26 protein-coding genes are annotated in these 23,371 nt (G+C 35.1%); 17 read left to right on the top strand and 9 right to left on the bottom strand.

Annotated elements, in window-relative coordinates:
• A partial coding sequence (locus VL047_RS11090; protein WP_325360567.1) for a S49 family peptidase occupies window positions 1-784 on the bottom strand: 784 nt, incomplete at its 3' end.
• 124 nt (window positions 785-908) lie between these two features.
• Between VL047_RS11090 and folK the strand changes: the two genes are divergently transcribed.
• Window positions 909-1,406 (top strand): 2-amino-4-hydroxy-6-hydroxymethyldihydropteridine diphosphokinase, encoded by a 498-nt coding sequence (gene folK, locus VL047_RS11085; RefSeq protein WP_325360565.1) that lies wholly within the window; start codon window positions 909-911, stop codon window positions 1,404-1,406.
• 79 nt (window positions 1,407-1,485) lie between these two features.
• Here the strand turns inward: folK and purS are convergent, their stop codons facing one another.
• The 3 genes from purS to rho are packed head-to-tail and all read right to left on the bottom strand — an operon-like array spanning window position 1,486 to window position 4,063.
• A complete protein-coding gene (purS, locus tag VL047_RS11080; protein ID WP_325360563.1) occupies window positions 1,486-1,737 on the bottom strand; it encodes a phosphoribosylformylglycinamidine synthase subunit PurS in 252 nt (83 codons plus the stop codon).
• Window positions 1,734-2,432, bottom strand: a complete 699-nt coding sequence (pssA, locus tag VL047_RS11075; protein WP_325360561.1) for a CDP-diacylglycerol--serine O-phosphatidyltransferase — start codon at window positions 2,430-2,432, stop codon at window positions 1,734-1,736. Before pssA ends, purS begins: the two co-directional genes overlap by 4 nt.
• Window positions 2,433-2,446: 14 nt before the next feature.
• On the bottom strand, window positions 2,447-4,063 hold the full coding sequence (rho, locus tag VL047_RS11070) for a transcription termination factor Rho (protein WP_325360560.1): 1,617 nt from the start codon (window positions 4,061-4,063) through the stop codon (window positions 2,447-2,449).
• 258 nt (window positions 4,064-4,321) lie between these two features.
• Between rho and pyrF the strand changes: the two genes are divergently transcribed.
• The 7 genes from pyrF (at window position 4,322) to VL047_RS11035 (ending at window position 11,114) form a co-directional block, all read left to right on the top strand.
• Complete coding sequence (pyrF, locus tag VL047_RS11065) at window positions 4,322-5,155, top strand: orotidine-5'-phosphate decarboxylase (RefSeq protein ID WP_325360558.1); 834 nt, start codon at window positions 4,322-4,324, stop codon at window positions 5,153-5,155.
• A gap of 189 nt (window positions 5,156-5,344) precedes the next feature.
• Window positions 5,345-6,793 (top strand): Fe-S cluster assembly protein SufB, encoded by a 1,449-nt coding sequence (gene sufB / locus VL047_RS11060; RefSeq protein WP_325360556.1) that lies wholly within the window; start codon window positions 5,345-5,347, stop codon window positions 6,791-6,793.
• Window positions 6,794-6,835: 42 nt separating this feature from the next.
• Window positions 6,836-7,600, top strand: a complete 765-nt coding sequence (gene sufC / locus VL047_RS11055; RefSeq protein WP_325360555.1) for a Fe-S cluster assembly ATPase SufC — start codon at window positions 6,836-6,838, stop codon at window positions 7,598-7,600.
• Between the two features lie 6 nt (window positions 7,601-7,606).
• Window positions 7,607-8,908 carry a Fe-S cluster assembly protein SufD gene (gene sufD, locus VL047_RS11050; protein WP_325360553.1) on the top strand — a complete coding sequence of 434 codons (1,302 nt, stop codon included), beginning with the start codon at window positions 7,607-7,609 and terminating at the stop codon, window positions 8,906-8,908.
• 11 nt (window positions 8,909-8,919) lie between these two features.
• A complete protein-coding gene (locus tag VL047_RS11045; RefSeq protein ID WP_325360551.1) occupies window positions 8,920-10,143 on the top strand; it encodes a cysteine desulfurase in 1,224 nt (407 codons plus the stop codon).
• Window positions 10,144-10,161: 18 nt separating this feature from the next.
• Entirely contained in the window at window positions 10,162-10,587 is a 426-nt protein-coding gene (locus VL047_RS11040) for a SufE family protein (RefSeq protein ID WP_325360549.1), read from the top strand.
• Window positions 10,588-10,643: 56 nt separating this feature from the next.
• On the top strand, window positions 10,644-11,114 hold the full coding sequence (locus VL047_RS11035; protein ID WP_325360547.1) for an Lrp/AsnC family transcriptional regulator: 471 nt from the start codon (window positions 10,644-10,646) through the stop codon (window positions 11,112-11,114).
• On the opposite strand, the gene ung is transcribed toward VL047_RS11035, so the two are convergent.
• The gene (ung, locus tag VL047_RS11030; RefSeq protein ID WP_325360546.1) at window positions 11,111-11,788 is read right to left on the bottom strand and encodes a uracil-DNA glycosylase; all 678 of its coding nucleotides are present in this window, start codon (window positions 11,786-11,788) and stop codon (window positions 11,111-11,113) included. The genes VL047_RS11035 and ung overlap by 4 nt on opposite strands.
• Window positions 11,789-11,888: 100 nt before the next feature.
• Here ung and VL047_RS11025 point away from each other — a divergent pair, with 100 nt between their 5' ends.
• The gene (locus tag VL047_RS11025) at window positions 11,889-12,425 is read left to right on the top strand and encodes a DUF2892 domain-containing protein (RefSeq protein ID WP_325360544.1); all 537 of its coding nucleotides are present in this window, start codon (window positions 11,889-11,891) and stop codon (window positions 12,423-12,425) included.
• On the opposite strand, the gene VL047_RS11020 is transcribed toward VL047_RS11025, so the two are convergent.
• Complete coding sequence (locus VL047_RS11020; RefSeq protein WP_325360542.1) at window positions 12,426-14,216, bottom strand: ABC transporter ATP-binding protein; 1,791 nt, start codon at window positions 14,214-14,216, stop codon at window positions 12,426-12,428.
• A 118-nt stretch (window positions 14,217-14,334) separates the two neighbouring features.
• Here VL047_RS11020 and VL047_RS11015 point away from each other — a divergent pair, with 118 nt between their 5' ends.
• From VL047_RS11015 to VL047_RS10985, 7 genes are all read left to right on the top strand, one after another.
• Entirely contained in the window at window positions 14,335-15,429 is a 1,095-nt protein-coding gene (locus tag VL047_RS11015; RefSeq protein WP_325360540.1) for a Leu/Phe/Val dehydrogenase, read from the top strand.
• A 39-nt stretch (window positions 15,430-15,468) separates the two neighbouring features.
• Entirely contained in the window at window positions 15,469-16,416 is a 948-nt protein-coding gene (gene nusB / locus VL047_RS11010; RefSeq protein WP_325360539.1) for a transcription antitermination factor NusB, read from the top strand.
• A 30-nt stretch (window positions 16,417-16,446) separates the two neighbouring features.
• Window positions 16,447-16,902 carry a DUF1573 domain-containing protein gene (locus VL047_RS11005; protein ID WP_325360537.1) on the top strand — a complete coding sequence of 152 codons (456 nt, stop codon included), beginning with the start codon at window positions 16,447-16,449 and terminating at the stop codon, window positions 16,900-16,902.
• An 18-nt stretch (window positions 16,903-16,920) separates the two neighbouring features.
• Entirely contained in the window at window positions 16,921-17,232 is a 312-nt protein-coding gene (yajC, locus tag VL047_RS11000) for a preprotein translocase subunit YajC (RefSeq protein WP_325360535.1), read from the top strand.
• 74 nt (window positions 17,233-17,306) lie between these two features.
• Window positions 17,307-18,254, top strand: coding sequence for a hypothetical protein (locus VL047_RS10995; RefSeq protein ID WP_325360533.1), 948 nt, complete (start codon window positions 17,307-17,309; stop codon window positions 18,252-18,254).
• Between the two features lie 4 nt (window positions 18,255-18,258).
• The gene (gene coaE, locus VL047_RS10990) at window positions 18,259-18,846 is read left to right on the top strand and encodes a dephospho-CoA kinase (protein ID WP_325360531.1); all 588 of its coding nucleotides are present in this window, start codon (window positions 18,259-18,261) and stop codon (window positions 18,844-18,846) included.
• Entirely contained in the window at window positions 18,821-19,798 is a 978-nt protein-coding gene (locus tag VL047_RS10985) for an exonuclease (RefSeq protein ID WP_325360529.1), read from the top strand. The genes coaE and VL047_RS10985 overlap by 26 nt, the downstream gene beginning before the upstream one ends.
• A 30-nt stretch (window positions 19,799-19,828) precedes the next feature.
• On the opposite strand, the gene VL047_RS10980 is transcribed toward VL047_RS10985, so the two are convergent.
• Genes VL047_RS10980 through VL047_RS10970 form a run of 3 tightly spaced genes read right to left on the bottom strand, consistent with a single transcriptional unit; the run spans window position 19,829 to window position 21,844 of the window.
• A complete protein-coding gene (locus tag VL047_RS10980; RefSeq protein ID WP_325360527.1) occupies window positions 19,829-20,539 on the bottom strand; it encodes a ZIP family metal transporter in 711 nt (236 codons plus the stop codon).
• Entirely contained in the window at window positions 20,536-21,114 is a 579-nt protein-coding gene (locus VL047_RS10975; protein ID WP_325360525.1) for a phosphatase PAP2 family protein, read from the bottom strand. The genes VL047_RS10980 and VL047_RS10975 overlap by 4 nt, the downstream gene beginning before the upstream one ends.
• A complete protein-coding gene (locus VL047_RS10970; RefSeq protein ID WP_325360523.1) occupies window positions 21,107-21,844 on the bottom strand; it encodes a class I SAM-dependent methyltransferase in 738 nt (245 codons plus the stop codon). The genes VL047_RS10975 and VL047_RS10970 overlap by 8 nt, the downstream gene beginning before the upstream one ends.
• Before the next feature lie 128 nt (window positions 21,845-21,972).
• On the opposite strand from VL047_RS10970, the gene glmM reads away from it, so the two are divergent.
• On the top strand, window positions 21,973-23,364 hold the full coding sequence (gene glmM / locus VL047_RS10965) for a phosphoglucosamine mutase (RefSeq protein ID WP_325360521.1): 1,392 nt from the start codon (window positions 21,973-21,975) through the stop codon (window positions 23,362-23,364).
• Window positions 23,365-23,371 lie beyond the last annotated feature (7 nt).

Genomic DNA, 23,371 nt, shown 5'->3' with positions numbered 1-23,371 from the left:
CATCTATCAATCCGTAGGTTACTGCATCTTTAGCATCCTGTATCTTTAACTTATCTGCAATAGTAAATAATGAGTCGGCAGGTATTTTGCGACTTAGAGAAATTTCGTCTAAATAATGTGAGTAGATGGAGCCTAAGAAGGATGTTACTTGCTCTCTGTTTGCGGGGCTCATCTTGTCGAGGATATAGGGTTCGACTGCACTTTTATAGGTTCCAACTTTAATAACTTGAGCTTCAATTCCTAATTTATCCAGCGCTCCTTTAAAGAAGATTGACTGGCTTGACATTCCTGCGAAATCAAGTAAGCCTTCGGGATAAAGGTAAATCTTATCCGCAGTAGAGGCTAAGTAATATGAGGACTGAGAATAGTATTCACTGTATGCTATGATAAACTTCTTAGAACTTTTAAAGTCTATTAGCGCATTTCTTATTTCTTCTAGTGTGGCGAAGCTGCTGGTAACAGAGCTTAAATCTAAATAGATACCTTTAATTTTATCATCAGTTTTCGCAACTTTAATACGTGTCAGAATATCATTTAACCCAATTCGATTATTGTCAAGACCGGCAAAACTAAGGCTGTTTAATAAGCCTTTATTGGTCCGTTCATCAATAGAATATGGAATTGAAATGGTGAGAATAGAGTTTTCAGCTACAAGAACCGGCTCATCGCTACCTATTGAGTGAACTAAACCACCAATAATACCCAGCGAGATGAATATAATCAGGAAGAAAGCTACGATTATGCCGACTATAGTTGCTAGAACATATTTGAAAAATGAATTCATTTATTTTTAAATTATTAATTATCTATAAGTTTAGATGCTTATAGGGGGCTGGTGTTACAGATATTTGAAAATCAAATTTTACGATAATAATGAAAGCTGTTTTTATAATTAATAGCTTTGTTAAATGAGTATGATATATCTTTTACTGGGAGCAAATTTGGGTGACCGTTTTAACCAGTTATCCAAGGCATTTAGTGAAATTGAAGAACGAATAGGGTCTGTAATAAAACATTCGGCTATTTACGAAACTGCGGCTTGGGGGAGAGAAGGTGACCCATCGTATTTGAATCAGGTAATAGGTGTAATTACTTCCTTAACTCCTCACGAATTGTTGAAAGCGATTCATGAGATTGAAAGTCATTTAGGTAGAACCCGTCAATTGCGATGGGAGTCGCGATTAATCGATATTGATATTTTATTCTATGATGAATTGGTTTTAAATGATTCGGATCTGATAATTCCTCATCCGTATATTCATAAACGAAAATTCACACTCGTTCCGTTAGCAGAAATTGCTTCGGATTATATGCATCCGGTCTTATCGAAAACAATTGAACAGCTTTTGAAAGAACTGAATGATCCGTTAGAAGTAATTAAATTTTCCCCAAAAGAGGAAAGATAGAGCTTAATCGCTAGTTGTAAAATAAGGAGAGGCTAAACGTTTAAGTTTAGCCTCTCCTTATTTTATTAAATATATTGTTTTATACAGCCTCTAAGGTGTATTCATAGCTTTCCATGATAAGGTTTGCTAAGAGTTGCTTGCAAGCTTGTTCTACAGATTCTCGTGCAGCAGGTTCATTTTCTGCTTCTAATTCTAGCGTAATATGTTTACCGATACGAATATTTTTAATGTTCGAAAGGCCTAGATTTTTCATACTTCCTGCAACAGCCTTGCCTTGTGGATCTAAGATCTCTTTTAGCGGCATTACATTTATTTCTGCGATGAACTTCATGTTTTAATATTAAATTGAATTATTGATAATAGAATATATATTAGAATAATTAATGGTATTGATGCAAAGTTAGAAAATGCAAACAATATAATCCCCAAAGCTACCAAAATATAACGATACTGATTTTCACGAAAGCTTAGATTCTTGAATTTTAAAGATAATAAAGGCAATTCGGCAACTAAGAGGTAGCTTAAAATGAATGCTAAGATGACCAGGCTTAGCGATGATTGAAAAATTGTAGCCATAAACCCACCTCGTTCTATGATATAAGGAAGAGAAATAATTACTAATGCACAAGCAGGAGTTGGCAATCCAATAAAACTATCGTTTTGACGAGTATCTATATTAAATTTGGCTAATCTGAGAGCAGAGAAAATAGCAATCAGAAATGCCAGGTATTTAATCCATTCATTCTCATTATAAATTCCAGACGACTGGCTAATAAGTTGATATAGAATAACAGCTGGTAAGAATCCGAAACTTACCATATCGGCAAGAGAATCGAGTTGTTTCCCAATGGGAGAACTTACATTTAATAACCTTGCTGCCATTCCATCGAAAAAGTCAAGAAAAGCTGCTATTAAAATAGCATAACCTGCATATTTTAAATTACCGTCGAATGCAAAAACAACTCCCAAACAACCGCTTAATAAATTAAGGGATGTAATAGCATTGGGAATGTGCTTTATAAACATTTGAAAGAAATAAATTAGCGGTTCATGCTGATTAAGAACTCTTCATTGCTTTGTGTTCCACGCATTTGTTGCAATAGGAACTCCATTGATTCACTTGAATTCATATCTGCAAGATGATTGCGCAGTACCCAAATACGTTGCAATGTTTCTTTGTCGAGCAATAAATCATCTCTACGTGTGCTTGATGCAGTAAGATCAATTGCTGGGAATACACGTTTGTTAGATAATTTTCGGTCAAGTTGAAGCTCCATATTACCAGTACCTTTGAACTCTTCGAAGATTACCTCATCCATTTTAGAACCTGTATCAATTAATGCGGTTGCTAATATAGTCAGGGAGCCACCGTTCTCGATGTTTCTTGCCGCACCAAAGAATCGTTTTGGTTTGTGTAAGGCATTTGCATCAACACCACCAGATAAGATTTTACCTGAAGCGGGTGCAACTGTATTGTATGCACGAGCTAAACGGGTAATCGAGTCTAATAGAATAACTACATCATGACCACATTCTACCATTCTTTTTGCTTTTTCAAGAACGATGTTTGCGATTTTTACATGTCTTTCGGCAGGCTCATCGAATGTGGAAGCTACAACTTCCGCTCGGACGCTGCGAGCCATATCGGTAACTTCTTCTGGTCTTTCATCAATCAAAAGAATTATTAAGTAGGCTTCAGGATGGTTTTTAGCAATCGCATTTGCTACATCTTTCAGTAGCATGGTTTTACCAGTTTTTGGTTGTGCTACTATTAAACCACGTTGCCCTTTTCCAATAGGTGTGAATAAATCAATTATTCTGGTAGAAAAGTTTCCTGGCCCGTTGTATAGTTTAAACCTTTCTGTTGGAAACAGCGGTGTTAAATAATCAAAAGGAACACGGTCCCTGATATCTGCTGGATTTTGACCGTTGATAGCTTCAACACGCACCAGTGGAAAATATTTTTCTCCTTCTTTTGGCGGGCGAATACTTCCTCGTACTGTATCACCGGTTTTAAGTCCGAATAGTTTTATCTGGGATTGCGATACATAGATATCATCTGGTGATGAAAGGTAATTATAGTCTGATGATCTTAAGAACCCATATCCATCAGGCATAATTTCTAATACACCTTCATTGGCAATAACATTGTCGAAATCAAGATTTGAAATAGGAGAACTACTTGTATTAGAATCACTTTTATTTATGGATGGGTTATTTGCTGGTTTTCTTTCTGGTCGCTCTGGTCTTTCTGGCCGCTGAACTTTTTGAACCTCTACTGGTGGAGCTTCTGCGTATGAAGATTTATCTTGTACAGCCTCTGTTTTATGTGTAGAGTCAGGAGTAGCGTCTGCTTTAAAAGGGTTTCTACTTTGAGTTGACGCAGGTTTGTGAGGCTTAGTGTCTGCAACAGGTTGAGCAGATTTGGCAAGGCGAACACGTTTCCTCGGTCTATCCGCTGAATCATTCTCTTGTTTTTCTTCTGTAATTCTTTCTGTTTTTTCTACTGCTTCGGTAGATGTTTGCTCAATTTCGTTTGCAGAGATCTTGTTTATCAGATCCTGTTTGCGTAACTTGTCAGCATCAGTTATACCAATCAGTTTGGCGATTTCACGTAGCTCAGACACGAGCTTTGCGTTCAATTCAGTAATATCCATCAAATAATTATTATAATAAATCGGATTATGCTATTTTAAATAGGGTTCTATTGCATCTATTTCTTCAATAGAATTTGTTTTGAATGTTTTATTTCTTCTAAGCGCTAAGATAATATTGATTTTTTCTCGACTTCGAGTAATTTTGAGATTACGCCACAATTCTATGCATAAGAATTGGAATATCAAAAATTAATTTAAAAAAAATCGTCTTAGACCTTACATTTTGATAGTTTTGTCCAAAACAATACAGAATTATTAATGACACGAGCGCAACTTATCCAACAAATAAAAATTAAGCGTTCTTTTTTATGCGTAGGTTTAGATACGGATATTAAGAAAATTCCCTCGTTCCTTTTGGAATATGATGACCCTGTTTACGAATTTAATAAACGGATTATTGAGGCTACTTCTGATTTATGCGTTGCTTATAAGCCTAATATTGCATTCTATGAATGCTATGGGTTAAAGGGTTGGAAGAGCTTACAAAAGACATGGAAAATTTTGCCGAAAGAATGTTTTAGTATTGCAGATGCTAAACGTGGGGATATTGGAAATACAGCAAATATGTATGCTCAGGCTTTTTTTGATGAAGAGGCTTCGGGTTTGGGATTTGATTCAATAACCGTAGCTCCATATATGGGTAGTGATTCGGTTTTGCCGTTTTTACAATTTAAAGATAAGTGGACCATTGTTTTAGCTCTTACTTCGAATCAAGGGAGTGCTGATTTTCAGAATATTCAAGATGCAGAAGGTGTACAACTCTTTGAAAGGGTGATTGTCCAGGCGAACCGTTGGGGAAACTCTGAAAACTTGATGTATGTAGTTGGTGCCACACGGGGAGAAGCTTTTAAGACAATTAGAAAACATGCTCCTGATCATTTTCTTCTTGTTCCTGGTGTTGGTGCGCAGGGAGGAAGCTTGGAAGATGTTTGTACGTATGGTATGAATGCTGATTGTGGCTTATTAATTAATTCAACTCGTTCTATCATTTATGCCTCTGCTGGAAAAGATTTTGCAGAAAAAGCCCGCGAGGAAGCTATATTACTTCAGAAGGCAATGGAAAAGGAATTAATTAAGGCTAATATCATTTAATAAGCCTTATCTTTGTAGTGTTGGCTTATTGATAATTAGTCTGATTATCATTGATTATCAAAATTGAGTAAAAATCAATTGTCAAAGTTATTTATTAACTCTCAAATTGTAACTTTGTTGTATTAGTAGCCTAGTAGCTATTCTTGCATATCGATTTCAATTAGAGAACATTTCTCAAATTTCTATAAAATGAGTTCTGAAAAACAATTATTAGAAGAATTAACCACCGAAGAATATAAGTACGGTTTTACTACCAATATCGAAATGGATATAGCCCCTAAGGGCTTAAACGAGGATACAATTCGTTTCATTTCAGCAAAGAAGAATGAGCCCGAGTGGTTATTAGAGTGGCGCTTAAAAGCATATCGCCATTTTATTTCAATGACTATGCCTACTTGGCAGAATTTTAAACATCCTGATGTTGACTTTCAGGACATGTCTTATTATGCGGCTCCAAAAGAGAAGCCCAAATATGATAGTTTGGATGAGGTTGATCCTGAATTATTGGATACTTTTAAAAAGCTGGGAATACCGTTGGATGAACAGAAAGTTCTTGCTGGTGTAGTTGCTGTGGATGCTGTTTTTGATTCAGTATCTGTTAAAACTACCTTTCAGAAAAAACTAAAAGAACAAGGAGTTATATTCAGTTCTTTTGGTGAAGCGGTTCAACATCATCCAGAGTTGGTTAAAAAATATTTAGGAACGGTGGTTCCTCCTACAGATAATATATATGCGGCTTTGAATGCTGCAGTATTCTCTGATGGATCTTTCGTTTATATACCGAAGGGCGTTCGTTGTCCGATGGAGCTTTCTACTTATTTTAGAATAAATGCAGAAAACACCGGACAGTTTGAAAGAACGTTGATTATTGCAGATGACAAAGCCTATGTAAGCTACTTGGAAGGGTGTACTGCTCCTATGCGTGATGAGAATCAAATGCACGCTGCTGTGGTTGAATTAATAGCTATGGAAGATGCAGAAATTAAATATTCTACCGTTCAGAACTGGTATCCTGGTGATAAAGATGGTAATGGAGGAATCTTTAATTTTGTTACAAAGCGAGGTATTTGTAAAGGCGATCGCAGTAAAATCTCTTGGACTCAAGTAGAAACAGGTTCTGCAATTACATGGAAATACCCAGGTGTTATCTTAAAAGGTGATAGTTCAGTTGGAGAGTTTTATTCAGTTGCTTTAACAAGAAATCATCAAGTTGCAGATACGGGTACAAAAATGATACATCTTGGAAAAAATACTCGTAGCCGTATAATATCTAAAGGTATTTCTGCAGGGGTTAGCCATAACAGTTACCGTGGTTTGGTTAAGATTGCTAAAGGTGCAGACGGTGCTCGTAATTATACTCAATGTGACTCTATGTTAATTGGTGATAAATGTGGAGCACATACGTTTCCATATATTGAATCAAAAAACCAATCTGCTATGTTGGAACATGAAGCAACTACATCCAAAATTGGTGAAGATCAGGTGTTTTATCTGAATCAACGAGGAATTGATTCAGAACAGGCTGTCGGGCTCATTGTAAATGGTTATGCCAAAGAAGTATTAAATCAATTACCAATGGAATTTGCGGTAGAGGCACAGAAGCTTCTAGCTATTTCCTTAGAGGGTAGTGTTGGTTAATTTTTATATAAGTATATTTTTTTTAAAATCTAATTTAGAATAATGTTAAGCATAAGTAACCTTCAAGCATCAATTGAAGATAAACAAATATTAAAAGGGTTGGACCTGCAAGTTAAGCCAGGTGAAGTTCACGCTATTATGGGGCCAAATGGCTCTGGAAAAAGTACTTTGGCCTCAGTATTGGCTGGAAGACCTGAATATGAAGTGACAGCTGGAGAGGCGGTGTTTAATGGTAAGAATTTATTAGAGATGTCTCCTGAGGATCGTGCACGTGAAGGTGTGTTTTTAGCTTTTCAATATCCCATAGAAATTCCTGGCGTTTCGAATATAAATTTCTTAAAAACTGCTTTAACAGAAATACGTGCCTATAAAGGATTACCTCCATTAAGTGCAAAGGAGTTTCTTGCTCTTGTAAAAGAAAAGCAACAATTGGTTGAATTTGATGCCAAACTGACTAACCGTTCTTTAAATGAAGGTTTTTCTGGCGGTGAGAAGAAGCGAAACGAAATTTTTCAACTAGCTATGCTAGAGCCAACATTGGCGATATTGGATGAAACAGATTCTGGTTTGGATATTGACGCTTTACGTATTGTAGCGAATGGCGTTAATCAATTGAGATCATCTGGAAATGCTTTTGTAATGATTACTCATTACCAAAGGTTATTGGAATATATTGTTCCTGATTTTGTTCATGTTCTTTACAACGGTAGGATTGTGCGTTCAGGTACTAAAGAGCTTGCGCTAGAGTTGGAAGAAAAAGGGTATGATTGGGTGAAAGAGAGTTTAGATACTCAAAATGCAATTTAAAAAAAAATGATTACACAAGTTTCTAGTTCATTATATCAACAATTAGTTGGTTCTTTTGAGGATCCACTTTTTGAAGATAAGACTCTCAAGAACCAACGTAAGGAGGCTTTTGAGAAATTTAAAAATACTGGTTTTCCTACTTCGAAAAATGAGGAGTGGCGATTCACAAATATTCAATCTGTATTGAATGAAGGTTATCAGTTAGGTGCTCATCTTCCTGGAAAAGCTGTAAATGTTGATGCTGCAAAGATAGAGGGCATTGATGCTTATCGGGTAGTATTGGTTAATGGTGTTTATCGTCATGATTTATCTGATACTATTGAAGATCAAGGAGTTGTACTTGGTTCGTTTGCTGATGCGTCACAGTCAGAAGTATTTAATAAGCACTTTGCACAATATGCAGATAAAGCTGAGAACCCATTTGTTTGGTTGAATACGGCTTTATCCAATAATGGTTTCTTTATCGAAGTTCAAACTGCTAGAGTGATTGAAAAACCAATTCATGTTGTTCATATTTCGATTGCTGAGTCACAAACATTTTATCAAACGCGTAATTTAATCGTGTTAGATAAGAATGCAGAGGCACAGATTATTGAGACATTCGTTACTGAAGATGGTTCATCAAAGACTCTTGGAAACACGGTTACAGAGATCGTGATTGAGGAAAATGCGAAATTGGAACATTATTATTTACAACAAGCGAGTTCCCAAAGCAGTTTTAATAATCACACGGAAATTATTCAACGGAAATATAGTCTTTATAATAATTATAACTGTACTTTCCCTGGTTCTTCTTTTGTTCGAAACACGATAAATGTTCGTATGGATGATCCTAATATAGAAAGTCATCTGTATGGAATTACATTATTGTCCGACAATCAATTGGTTGATAACCATACAGTTGTTGATCATATGAAACCTTATGGCGAAAGTTATGAGTGGTATAAGAATATTCTTCAAGACTCATCTACTGCCGTTTTTAACGGTAAGATATTTGTTCGTTTAGATGCTCAAAAAACAAATGCTTTTCAGCAAAATAATAATATGCTTTTAAGCGGCAATGCTACCATAAATACTAAACCCCAATTAGAAATATTTGCGGATGATGTTAAATGTAGCCATGGTTGTACCATAGGTCAATTTAATGAGGATGCTAAGTTCTATCTTCAGGCTCGTGGTATAGGTGACGAGCAAGCACGTACTTTATTGGTTCATGCATTTGCTTTTGACGTTACAGAGCGATTTAAGAATGAAACCATTAAAAATCATGTCGATCATCTTGTAGAATTGGGTTTAAAACATAATTAATCCATACAGTTTTGACACATTACGATATTCATAGTATACGCAACGATTTTCCCATCCTTAAGAGTGTGGTTAATGGTAAACCACTTGTTTATTTAGACAATGGTGCTTCTACTCAAAAACCCCAGTTAGTTATTGATGCTATTAATCATTACTATAGTTCTCAAAATAGTAATGTTCATAGAGGGGTTCATTATTTGAGTCAGATAGCTACTGATGCTTACGAGGTTACACGTAGAAAATTAAAATCATTCATTAACTCTAAAGAGGAATATGAAATAATTTTAACTAAAGGTACTACTGATAGCATCAATTTAGTTGCTTCTACTTTCGGAAATACTTTTATAAATGAAGGCGACGAGGTTCTTATCTCAGCTATGGAGCATCATTCTAATATTGTGCCTTGGCAGATGCTTTGTGAGAGTAGAAAAGCAAGTCTCAAGGTTATTCCAATAAATGATGCTGGAGAGCTGGATATGAATGCCTATGGTAATCTCCTAAATGAGCGGGTTAAAATCGTATCGGTAACCTATGTTTCTAATACATTAGGAACGATAAATCCGGTAAAAGAGATCATTCGCCTGGCGCATGCTCAGGATATTCCTGTCTTACTAGACGCAGCTCAAGCTATTCAGCACATTTCAATAGATGTTCAGGCTTTAGACGTAGACTTTCTTGCTTTTTCAGGTCATAAGATGTATGGACCTACGGGTGTTGGGGTTTTATATGGTAAGGAAAAGTGGTTAAATGCTATTCCTCCTTATCAAGGAGGTGGAGATATGATTAAGGATGTAAGTTTCGAAAAGACCACCTATAACGATTTGCCTTTCAAATTTGAGGCGGGTACACCTAACATTGAAGCGGGGGTTGCATTAGCTTTTGCTATTGATTATATAAATTCCATCGGTTTGGATAAGATAGCTCAGTATGAACATGAGTTATTGGAATATGCAACAGACGAATTATTAGCTATTGATGGCTTGCGAATTATTGGTACAGCGAAGCAGAAGTCGAGTGTGATTTCTTTTGTTGTAGGAACGATTCATCCTTATGATATTGGAGTAATCTTAGATAAACTAGGAATAGCTGTTCGTACAGGTCATCACTGTACTCAACCTTTAATGGCATTATATGGAATTCCAGGAACAGTAAGAGCTTCTATTGGTTTATATAATACAAAAGAGGAGATTGATATCTTAGTAAAAGGCGTGCGGAAAGCTGTTAGTATGCTTTCCTAAATTTAGAATTTATTTAATATGAGTATTAACGCTTTGCAAGATGAACTGATTGAAGACTTTTCTTTTTTTGAGGATTGGATGGCCAAATATGAATATATCATTCAGCTGGGAAAAGAACTACCTTTAATTGATGAAGTGTATAAGAAACCACAATACTTAATCAAAGGCTGTCAATCACAAGTATGGTTGCATGCTGATTATGTTGATGGTGAAGTAGTTTTTACTGCCGATAGTGATGCTATTATTACTAAAGGTTTGGTAAGTTTAATGGTAAAGGTTCTCTCGCATCATAGCCCTGAAGAGATTGCTAATACAGAACTATATTTTATTGATCAAATTGGTCTGAAAGAACACCTTTCACCAACAAGGGCCAATGGATTATTATCGATGGTAAAACAAATGAAAATGTATGCTATTGCTTTACAATCAGAAGATAAAAAATAATACATTTATCGGAATATAATTTGGTTTTGTGTAATTTCACTTCTTAATGTATTATTATGGCTTACGTTCCAGATAGAATTGATCTTCAAATATTAAAGCTGTTACAAGAGAACGGACGAATAACCAATCTCCAACTTTCTTCAAACATCGGTTTGTCTCCTGCGCCTACTCTTGAGCGGGTTCGTAAACTTGAAAATTCTGGGTACATAAAAAGCTATCATGCATTGGTAGATGAAGAGCTCCTAGGACTTGGAATTAAATCATTTATCCAAATCTCACTGGATTTTCACACACATAATGCTATTCCTGAATTTGTTGCTTCTATTAAGAATATAAAAGAGGTTACTGAATGTCATCATGTAACCGGACAATGTGATTTTATTCTTAAGGTGTATGTTAAGGATATTAAGGCTTATGAAACCTTAATTATGGAGAAGATCAGCAAGATTCCTTTTGTAAAAACATTTCATACCATGATGATTATGTCTACAAGTAAAAAGGAGCCAACTATTCCAATGGAATACTAAGAATGGATTCGCCAGTCAATGGGATCTTTTCCCTCTTTTATTAGAAATTCATTTGTCTTAGAAAAGTGTTCGCAGGTAAGAAAACCTCGATGTGCAGATAGTGGTGAGGGGTGTACTGTTTTTAAAATAAAATGTTTATTTGTATCAATTAATCTTGCCTTCGCCTGAGCCGGATTGCCCCATAAAAGAAATACAATTCCTTTCTGTTTTTCTGATAGCAAATGAATTACTTTGTCTGTAAAACGTTCCCAACCATGTTTTTGATGTGAACCAGCTTGATTTTCTCGTACCGTTAAAGTAGTATTTAGTAATAAAACTCCTTGATCTGCCCAAGAGGAAAGGTCCCCATGTGTCGGAATCTCAAAATTTTCTAGGTCATTCTTTAGTGCTTTGTATATATTTCGTAAAGAAGGAGGTATTGAAACGTCTTTGGGAACAGAGAATGCCAATCCTCTTGCTTGTTCGATTTTATGATAAGGATCTTGCCCTAATAAGACTACCTTCACATTGTCAAAAGAAGTTTTTTTAAACGCATCGAAAATTAAATCAATAGGAGGGAATACGTTATATCTGCTGTATTCCTTATCTAAGAATTCTTCAAGCTCTTTAATATAGGGTTGGTTAAGTTCATCTGCTAAGACTTCTTTCCATTTTCCATACATTGTGAATTCCATTTCCGAAATTAATGATTTTCTATTTATTAAACGAATGAGTTGTTAAAACGGCTAAATAAGTAGATATTTGCACAAAATATACATATTAAAAGAAATTAAAATGCCTAATATAGTTCGCTTAATAATAGCTTTCGGTCTCTTGGGGACTGCCGTTACTTTATTCGTTTTTGGTTACTGGGGTTGGGGGATATTGATTATATTAATAGCTATTTTAGTTGGTGTAACATTTTTCTATAATGAGAATATGCTGATTGCCCAATTCTATCTTCGAAAGGAAAAGATGGATAAAGCTGAAATGTGGCTAAATAATATTACCAATTTTGAGAAGCAGCTTATCAAAAGTCAACACGGTTATTATTTTCTGTTAATAGGTTTAATAGAGTCACGTATAGCGCCATTAAAATCTGAGAAATACTTTAAACGTGCACTCTCTGCTGGTTTGGGTATGAGTCATAATACAGCTATGGCTTATATTAGTTTAGCAGGAATTGCAATGGCAAAGCGTAATAAGAGAGAAGCAACACGTTTTCTTCAAGAAGCTAAGCGTGCAGATACCAATAAGCTCTTGGCGGAACAAATAAAAACAATGAAAGAGCAAATGAGTTTAATGGACAGAACTCAAACGAAATTTCGCTAATTAGGAATAGATTTTTTCTTCATCGAGCTTTTGTTTCTCATAGAGTTCGAAATATTTTCCATTTTTTGATATTAACTCTTGGTGGGTACCTTCCTCAACAATTCTTCCTGCCTCAAGTAGTATAATTTTGTCAGCATTCTTTATAGTTGATACGCGATGAGAGATCAGAATACTGGTTCTGTTCTTCATGATCTTATTAAGATTTTCAAGAATTTCTTCTTCAGTTTTCGTATCGACTGCTGACAAGGAATCGTCAAATATAAGTACTTCTGGTTCTGTAACTAGCGCACGAGCTATGGATACTCGCTGTTTTTGTCCGCCAGAGAGCGTTAAACCCCTTTCTCCTATTTCAGTCTGGAAACCATTGTTGAAATTGATGATATTATTGTAGACAGCTGCCGCTTTCGCGGCTGTTTCAACTTTTTCTTGATCTACATTATCAAGGCCGAACGCGATATTCCGGGCAAGTGTATCTGAAAATAAGAATACACCTTGAGGTACATATCCGAATTGTCTTCTATAGTCTTGTAAGTTATAAGAACCAATGTGCTTATTATCCATTAAAACTGCTCCCGATTGTACATCGTACATGCGCATTAATAGAGCCGCAATGGTTGATTTTCCAGAACCCGTACGACCTAGGATAGCGAGCGTTTCTCCTGGTTGCACTTCAAATGTAACATTCTTTAAAGCTTCTATACCTGTGTGAGGGTATGTAAAAGATACATTATCAAATCTGATATGTCCATTTATTTTACTGGATGTCCCATTGGTGTTGTAAATCTCGGGTTGGGTTTCCAGAAACTCGTTTATTCGCTTTTGCGAAGCTGCTGCTCGTTGAATTAAAGAATTTACCCAGGCTAAGGACATAGCTGGAAATGTTAATTGGCTTACGTAAACAATAAATTCAGCAATGTTTCCTGAAGAAATGTTTCCCTTAATAACTTCTTGACCACCAATGTAAACAGTTAAGATTGTACTGAGTCCTACTAACATTAAAATAAGCGGAAAAAATATTGCCTGTGCCTTGACTAAAGAAATGGAGGCGTCTTTATAGGTATCTCCTTCCTTTCGAAAATCATGCATTTTTCTTTCTTCTCGATTATAGCTTTTTAAAACCCGAATACCAGAAAACGTTTCTTGTACGAAATTAGATAGTGAAGAGAGCTGTTGCTGTATGCGTTCGCTTCGTTGATTGATAATTTTATTTATGAAAAGAATAACCGTTGCCAAGAAAGGGATTGGTAGTAAAGCGTAAAATGTTAACGTTGAATTTACATTTAGCATAGCAATGACAACCATAATTGTTAAGACAATGGTGTTGATTGAATACATTAATGCAGGTCCCAGATAACCGCGCACTCTTCCTACGTCTTCAGTTACTCTATTCAAAAGATCTCCGGTATTGTTTTTTCGGAAAAATGCCATATCTAATTCTTGATAATGGCTATATATTTCGTTTTTTAAATCATATTCAATATGCCTGGATGTTAGAATTATTGTTTGGCGCATTAAGAATAAAAATAAGCCTCGGATAATAGCAAGTGTTAAAACTAGGGCTCCAAATAGCAACAGGCTATAGCCAAAGATTTGATATATCTCTTTTTGCCTGTCAAAACCATCGAATAATTGATAGAGGCTTATGTTTTCTTTTACAAGGTCGAATGCGACTCGAATTACTTGAGCAGGAAGAATGGCAAAATAATTAGATGCAATAACGAATAATACACCTGGAATTAATCTCCATCGATATTTATAGAAATATTTATTAAGGTATAGTAAGTATTTCATTGGTGTACAAAAATATGAAATATATTGATAGGTGCATAGGCTTGATTAATTGAATGAATCAGTAAATTAATCTAAAAAATTATTACTTTTGGCAATATTTGCCGACTGCTAATTAAAGATGGACACTGAGAATAAAATAAATAATAGCATATTTGATTTACTTAGACGTTTTGGTCATCAGCAAATAGTTTTTTGTAATGATGAGGAAGTCGGTTTAAAGGCAATCATTACTATTCACAATACTACTTTGGGCCCTGCAATAGGTGGTACTCGTATGCTTGAGTATCGTACGGAAGAAGAGGCAATTAAAGATTCATTGCGTTTATCGAAAGCAATGACTTATAAGTCGGCGATTACGGGTGTTAATTTTGGAGGAGGCAATGCAATTATTATTGGAGATAGCCGCACTCAAAAAACAGAAGTTCTTTTGCGTCGTTTTGGTCAATTTGTGAATGAACTTAATGGAAGCTATATTACCTCTTTGGATATTGGTACAGATCCGCGAGATATGGAGATTATAAAAATGGAAACTCCCTATGTTGCTGGTTTACCTAGTTCTGTTGGTGGTAGCGGAGATTCCTCCCCATTTACGGCAAAAAGTGTTTATTACGGTATTAAGGCTGGAATAAAGGAGCTTTTTGGCAATGATAGTTTAGCTGGAAGAACTGTGTTAGTTCAGGGGACAGGCCAAGTGGGTGAAGGGTTAGTTGCTTTATTAAGAAGTGAAAATGCTAAAGTTTACATAAGTGATATCATAGAAGATCGAATGATTAAAGTTGCAAATAAATATGGCGCGGAAATCGTTCAAAATAATAGAATCTATGACTTAGATATCGATGTTTACGCCCCTTGTGCATTGGGTGGGACATTAAATGATAATACTATTCCAAGATTGAACTGTAAGATTATTGCCGGATCAGCCAATAATCAGTTAGAAGATGAGGGCAAACACGGCAAAATGCTTTTAGAAAGAGGAATATTATTTGCACCCGATTATTTAATTAACGCCGGAGGATTAATTAGCTGCTATTCTGAATTAGCAGGTTATTCCTCATCAAGAACTCTTGAGTTAGCAGAGAATATTTATGAGGCTACTCGTTCTGTTATTCAGCGATCGAAGTCAGAGAACATCTCTACTCATTTAGCAGCTAATAAAATTGCTGAAGACCGCATAAATTCTATTAAAATTATCAATAATTTCAAATCTAATTAAAGGTTATATTTCCATTAAAAAAAATCGTTCTTTATATTTATGTTAAACAGAAGACATCTGCGTATAAAAGTTTTACAAACTTTATATGCCTATAATCAATCCGAAGAAAAGGAAGTTTCTAAATTTGAAAAATCGCTCTTAAATAGTGTCGACCAAGTATATGAAATGTACATATGGTTGTTAAATCTCTTGATTGAAGTGGCGGATTATACCGCGATTGATGCAGAGGGTAGAGCAAGAAAACATTTACCTACGGAGAATGATTTAAATAGTAACCTTCGTTTCCAGAATAATGCATTTATCGAATCTTTGAGGAAGAACGGTAAGTTTATAGATCAGACAAAGAAGTATCGAGTATCTTGGGCATTTGATCCTGAAATTGCTCGTGAAATATTTCAGAGTTTGAAGAATTCAGAAGAATATGAAGCTTATTTAAATAACGATGACCATTCGATAGCAGCTGAAAAGGATATTATTAAATATATTTTTAAGCGAATAATTCTTCAACTACCTTCGGTTGAACAAGTATTTGAAGAGAAATTTATTAATTGGCAGCTTGATAAGGAAGTTCTACAAGCTTTGGTTGCCAAAACCTTTAAGAACTTTAGTTCTGTGGAGTCTTCGAATAACCATTTAGCCGAACTAACACCAAATTGGGATGAAGATAGAGAGTTTATCCTAGATCTATTTATTTTAGCCGTTAGCCATTCTGATGAATACCAAAGCTTTATTAGTGGTAAGACAAAAAATTGGGAGGCTGATAGGATTGCATTAATGGATACTTTAATAATGCGGTTAGCGATTTGTGAATTGATCAATTTTTCATCGATACCGGTTAAAGTAACTATTAATGAATATATTGAAATCTCTAAAGTTTTCAGTACACCCAAAAGTAATACGTTTATCAACGGAATTCTTGATAAGGTACTATCAGAGTTAAAGACATCTGGTAGAATTCGTAAACAAGGTCGTGGATTAAATGAATAAAATTTATATTTGTAAATAAACCATGTTTGAATGAAAAATCTAATATTAGTGCTTTCTGCTTCATTCTTTCTTGCTTCATGCGGTAGTGGGAGCCAGGATAGTGAACAAGGGAACATAGATAGTACAGGATCGGTTGCCACCGAGTCTTCAGTAGAAGCTTCGGTAGATACAACCAATGCTCCTATTGTATATCAAGAAACAGATACTTATAGTTTTGGTGAAGTCAAAGAAGGTGAGAAGGTATCCCATGAATATGCATTTACAAATACTGGTAAAACACCCTTGATAATTAATTCTGTTCGTGCTTCTTGTGGATGTACGACACCTTATTATCCAAAGCATCCTATTAAACCAGGAGAAGAATTTACAATCGATGTAGTATTCGATACGAGTAATCAGCCGGGATTGCAACACAAAGTTATCACTATGGAATCTAATGCATATCCTTCCCAAACAATCTTTCATTTAAAAGGAGAAGTAAAATAACATACAAAAATAAAAATTATGACAACAGGAACAATTTTATTACAAGCAACGAGCGGTGGTGGTTTAATGGGTTTTTTACCTATGATTTTAATCATTGTGGTATTCTACTTTTTTATGATTCGTCCACAAATGAAAAAGTCAAAAGATCATAAAAAATATATCGAAGCATTAAAAGTAAATGATAAGGTAGTGACTACTGCTGGTATTCACGGCCGCATTGTAGAGCTTGGTGATACATCTATTTTATTAGATGTAGGAAGTGGTGTTAAAATCCGCTTTGATAAAAGTTCAGTGTCTTTAGATGCATCTAAAGTAGCGAACGCTCAGTAGAAAAAAGTCTTTAGAACGCTTAACGAATAGTTTAATTAACTATTTGTTAAGCGTTTAATTTTTTATTCTAGCTCATGGCAATTTTGAATTTAACCAAATTACAAAAGCAGAAAGCCCGCATATTCATAGTATGTGTTGTGATCTCGGTTTTGTCATGGGGTTTATTTGCGATGTCTAGTAATTATCTATATCAGGTTCCTGCAGCTGTGCGTTATATGAACGCCCCTGATAATAGAGCTTTTCACCCTTTACAATCCGATACAGTTGATCTCCAGATAGAAGGGTCTGGCTGGCAGGTATTATTTTCGAAGCTCAGTTTACAATCGCAGGATATTGATATTGATCTGAGTCCTTTAAGGACAAGAGACTGGATAGTTTTTTCTAGTCAGATGGGTTTTATCAATAGACAATTTGGAGGGACTCAACGAGTCGTATCGATCACACCAGACACTCTCTATTTTGATTTTTCTAAGCAGACTGTAAAAAAGGTACCTGTAAAGTTTGTATCTGATCTTAGTTTTCAAAAGCAGTATAATATTATTGATAGTATTCGCATTAATCCGGCTTATGTTACAATCACAGGGCCTTTAGAAGACCTGGTACGAATAGAAGAGTGGGAAACCGATACCCTTAAACGTAAAGGTCTTGATTCTGATTTTACGGGACGTTTATTCCTTCAGCAGAAAGGCAAAGCAAATATCAATGTTTATCCAACCTCAGTCGAAGTAAATGTCCCAATAGGTGAGGTTACAGAAAAGGTGCTTGAGCTGCCGCTGAAAGTTGAAAATGGAGAAAGATACTCGTCTGTACGGCTTATTCCTTCTAAGGTTAAAATAACAGTATTAGTCTCACTTAAAAACTATTCAAATATCACTTCCAATTCATTTGAAGCTGTTGTTGATTTGAAAAACTGGACAGAAAATAAGGTAAGCACATTGCCTGTTATTTTAATCAAATCTCCAGATTTTTGTAAGATTGTAAAAATAAATCCTCAAAATATAGACTTCATTATAAAAAGATGATATAATGCTTAAAATTGGCATAACCGGAGGAATTGGAACTGGTAAAACCACCGTTTGTCGGGTTTTTGAAACGTTGGGAATACCTGTATTTAATGCAGATATGACTGCTAAATCTATCATGTCTACAGATGATTCTCTAATTGCTTCTATAAAGGCAGAGTTTGGAGAAGAATCATATTCTTCCAATAATGAATTGAATAGAAAGTATTTAGCTAATAAAGTTTTTAATAATGAGGAGGCATTGAAAAAGTTGAATCTCTTAGTGCATCCTGCTGCAATAAAGGCTTTTGAGGATTGGTCTAAACAACAGAAATCTGCTTATATTATTAAAGAGGCGGCCATTTTATTTGAAAGTGGGTCTTATAAAGATTGTGATTTTGTTATTGTGGTAACCTCTCCGGAAGATATTCGTATAAAGCGTGTTATAGAAAGGGAGCGTGTTGATGAGGATAATGTGCGGTCCAGAATGGATAAGCAAATGCCAGAAGAAGAAAAGAAGAAGTTAGCTGATTTTATAATTATAAATGATGGCAAGGAACCTATTATCCCTCAGGTGTTAAAATTGAATGAATATTTCAATAATAAGGTCTAACGAAGTGAATATAATAGATGACTTTATAATCCAAACAACATCAGGTTTATATTGTAAATATGGAGATTTCCATATTGATCCGAAAATGCCTGTAACCTGTGCCATAATCTCTCATGCTCATGCTGATCACGCTTGTCCAGGCAATTTAGAAGTTTATTGTACACGGGCAACTCAAGCTATTATGGAAAGCCGTTATAGTGGTCAGGCATCCTTTAGGTTTATACCAAAAGACTTTTATCAAGAATTTTTTGTAAATGATGTTCAAATTCAACTATTTTCTGCTGGGCATGTTTTGGGTTCTGCACAGATTTTAATGGTTTACAAAGGAGTACGATATCTTTATACGGGAGATTATAAAATACAGGAAGATGCTACCTGTGAGCCGATTGATTATGTTAAGGCTAATGTTCTGATAACAGAGAGTACATTTGCAAATCCGGAGATAAACCATCCTGATCCTGAGACTGAAATTCGCAAATTATGCGGAATATCATATAATATTCTGTTGGGTGCCTATCCCTTGGGTAAAGCACAGCGTATAAATCAACTTATTAATATCCACTGTCCAGATAAGATTGTCTTATTGCATCATTCGATAATGCGTATCCATAAAGTTTATGAGCAATTTGGAATAAATAAGCTTATTTATAAGGCATACGACAGAAAAATCATGAAACAAAATCGCTTTAAGGAATTTGTATATATTGTTCCTCCAATTACTTTTAATAGCTCAATCCGAAAAGGTGATATGGTTAAAGTTTTTGCATCTGGTTGGGAACATTTACAAAGGAATAATAGTGTGTCTTTATATATTTCCGACCATGTTGATTGGAATGACATATTGGACTATATCAAGTATGTAGAACCTCAAGAAATTTGGACCATACACGGTGATGGTCACAAGTTAGCAGGTTATTATAAGGATAGGATTCCCGTTAAAAAATTAGGATAGCAATCTTCTGGTTTTATAAGGAAAATAGGATTAATGGAACAGGAAATTTAATAAAGAAACAGAAACCCCTAATAAGACTGCTATTGCTTTCTGTCGATTATAATGGTGACCTGAAGTTGATGATTCAAAAAGTATCGTGGTAGATATGTGTAAAAATATACCAATAACAACAGCCATTATGCGATCAAAGTATTGATTTATATCCCCTAATTGATTGGCTTTAATTCCAAAACTTAATAAATAACCTAAGGGAGACATCATTGCAAATACTACCAGTAATACTATTATCTTTTGCTTAGAAATGTGTGTATTTAAAAGTAAAGAACCTAAAGCAAATGCGGCTGGAATATGATGTAGCGAAATACCGAATAATAAGTAATTCTTATGATCGCCGGCTAATGGCATCCCTTCTAAAAAAGCATGTAAGCATAAGCTAAACATAATTCCAATTGGGAATGCTTGAGATAGTTTATGCTCATGATGATGGATATGACCATGTTCGATTCCTTGTGAGAACTGTTCTAGTATAAGCTGAAAGATGAACCCTCCTAGAATAAAAAGTCCAATAGATTCATCGGCATTTATATAAACATCCGGAATTAAATGTAAGATAGTTATCGAAAAAAGGTAGGCGCCACTAAATGCTAATATTAATTTTAGCATCTTAGAATTATCTCGTTTTACAATAAAAACTGAGAGACCGCCAAGAAGAGCAGAAAGGAATAGTATACTAATTATCATGCGGTTATCCTGGGTTCATCTGGTTGGAAAAATAGGAAAATACTAGAGGTGAATAAGCCTATTAATACACCTAAGAGTGTGCCTACTAAAATATCTCCGGGATAATGCACACCGACATAAATTTGTGCAAAGCTTATAGACGCAGCCCATAAGATGCTTAACCAAATGATCGGCTTCCATTTTTTTCTAAAAACCATTAATAGAAAGACTCCCATTGCAAAGTGATTAGTAGCATGGGAAGAAGGCATGCTATAGCCACTGCCACAACGTACGCGTACTTTAACTTGCTCTTTAAAAGGAATATCATTGCATGGCCTCACACGCATTACCTGAGGTTTGATAACAGATGCAGAAATCATATCTCCCAAACCGAAAGATAGGAGAAAGAAAAGTATCATTATAATTCCTCGCTTCTTGTAATTCTTTATTGCAAAAATTAAGATGAAGAGATAGAGCGGTGCCCATGTGTAAGGATTTCTTAGAATAGGCATTAGGAAATCAAAAAATGGATTTGATAACCCTTGGTTAATTGACAAAAAAACTATTTTGTCAATTTCAGTTAGGTATTCAAGCATGATTCTTTTTACAAATTAGGATTAATCTTTGTGATTCGTCTTGGTTGAAATCTTGAAAGTGATAGTTTCCAAATTTCTCAATAATTGTAAAGTTACTTTGTTCTAACATTGAATGAAAATCTTGCAAAGTAAAGGCAAACACTTCTTCCACGTATTGATGAGATTGGTTGTCATCCTCAAATTCAATATTTTTATGAATCTTTTTACCTTCTAAGTGTTTTGATATATTAAATGTTATGTTGTTTTTATTCTTAATCTCGGTTGGTACCAGGTCTTTAATAGCTTTGTATGCATTAAAATAATCAAGTACTAATATTCCATTCGGTTTCAGTGCCGCATTAAAAACTTTTAATGCATCCAGATGTTCTTTCTCCGTTTCAAAATAGCCAAAACTTGTAAAAAGGTTGAATGCAAAATCAAAACAGCTATTACAGTATGCTTGCCTCATATCCTGAACTTGAAAGTATAGGTTTTCATTTTCATATTTCTTAGCGTAAGCAATACTTGATTCTGAAAGATCAATACCTGTTGTATTGTATCCTTTATCACTCATGTACTTAGCATGTCTGCCTCTACCACAAGCTATATCTAATAAGGTAGCATGTTTGCTTGGATGAAGGTGTTCAAAAAGGTTGTCAATAAAAAGAGCAGCTTCAGCATTGTCGCGATTCTTGTATAAAATATGATAATAAGGAGTATTAAACCAACTTTCAAACCACTTCTTTTCCATTTGTTCCTGGACCAATTTAACTGCAAATATAATAAATTTATAGGATTGGTATTCCTTATCGAATTTGGTTACATGTTGTTGATACAAGTTGAAGATATGCTTACTTTTACTCCCAAATAAAATGAACTATGACTTTAATAAAATCTATTTCAGGGATTAGAGGTACAATTGGTGGACGTCCTAATGAAGGGTTGAGTCCTCTTGATATTGTTAGGTTTACAGCCGGCTTTGGTAAACTAATCCAGAAGAATACTGGTATTAATAAGATTGTAATAGGGCGTGATGCCAGGATTTCTGGTGAAATGGTAAGAAATTTAGTTGTTGGTACTCTTCAAAGTATAGGAATCGATGTAGTGGATCTAGGCTTATCAACAACCCCCACAGTAGAAATTGCGGTCCCAATGGAAGGGGCAGGTGGTGGGATAATTCTCACTGCGAGTCATAATCCTGCCCAATGGAATGCTTTGAAATTATTAAATGAGAAGGGTGAATTTATTAATGATGAACAAGGTAAACAAGTTCTAGAGATTGCAGAAGAACTTGATTTCGATTTTTCTGATGTATATAATTTGGGAAAATTAGAACTAAATGACACTTATCTTCAAAAACATATTGATCAAATACTCTCACTTAAACTTGTTGATGTAGCTGCCATAAGGGAAGCTGATTTTAAAATTGTAGTAGATGCTGTTAATTCTACAGGTGGTATTTTCGTTCCAGCACTTCTAAAAGCTTTGGGTGTAAATGTAATATATGAGTTGTATTGTGATCCCTCAGGTAACTTTCCTCACAACCCAGAACCCTTAGCAGAAAACTTGACTGTTCTGTCTAATCTTGTTGTTGAGAAAGGAGCAGATCTTGGTATTGCGGTTGATCCGGATGTAGATCGTTTATGCTTTGTTATGGAGAATGGAGAAATGTTTGGAGAGGAGTACACCTTGGTTGCAGTTGCTGACTTTATATTAGAAAGTACTCCAGGTAATACAGTTTCCAACCTATCTTCTACTCGAGCTCTGCGAGATGTAACTCTAAAACATGGGGGACAGTATTATGCCGCGGCGGTAGGAGAGGTCAACGTAGTTAATAAAATGAAAGAGGTTCAGGCTGTAATAGGTGGAGAAGGAAACGGTGGTGTAATTTATCCTGAAACACATTATGGGAGAGATGCATTGGCTGGGATAGCATTATTTTTGACACATCTAGCTAAAAAGAAGATCCGAATTTCAGAATTGAGAGATACATATCCTGTCTACCATATGTCTAAAAACAAGATATCCCTTACTGAAGGGATGAATATTGATAAGATATTAGATGGTGTTCGTGATATTTATATCAACGAAAATCATAGTACGATCGATGGTTTAAAAATTGATTTTGAAAATGAATGGGTCCATCTTCGCAAATCAAATACAGAACCTATAATCCGTGTATATTCTGAAGCAGCAACAGTTGAACAAGCAAATGTCATTGCAGAGAAAGTTATTAATGATGTGTTGTCATTGGTAGAGAGTAATTTGTAAATTTGCA

The organism is Albibacterium sp. (genome assembly GCF_035514885.1).
GTDB lineage: Bacteria > Bacteroidota > Bacteroidia > Sphingobacteriales > Sphingobacteriaceae > Albibacterium.
The sequence above is the reverse complement of the archived record's forward strand: the minus strand, read 5'-3'. Positions and strand labels throughout refer to the sequence as shown.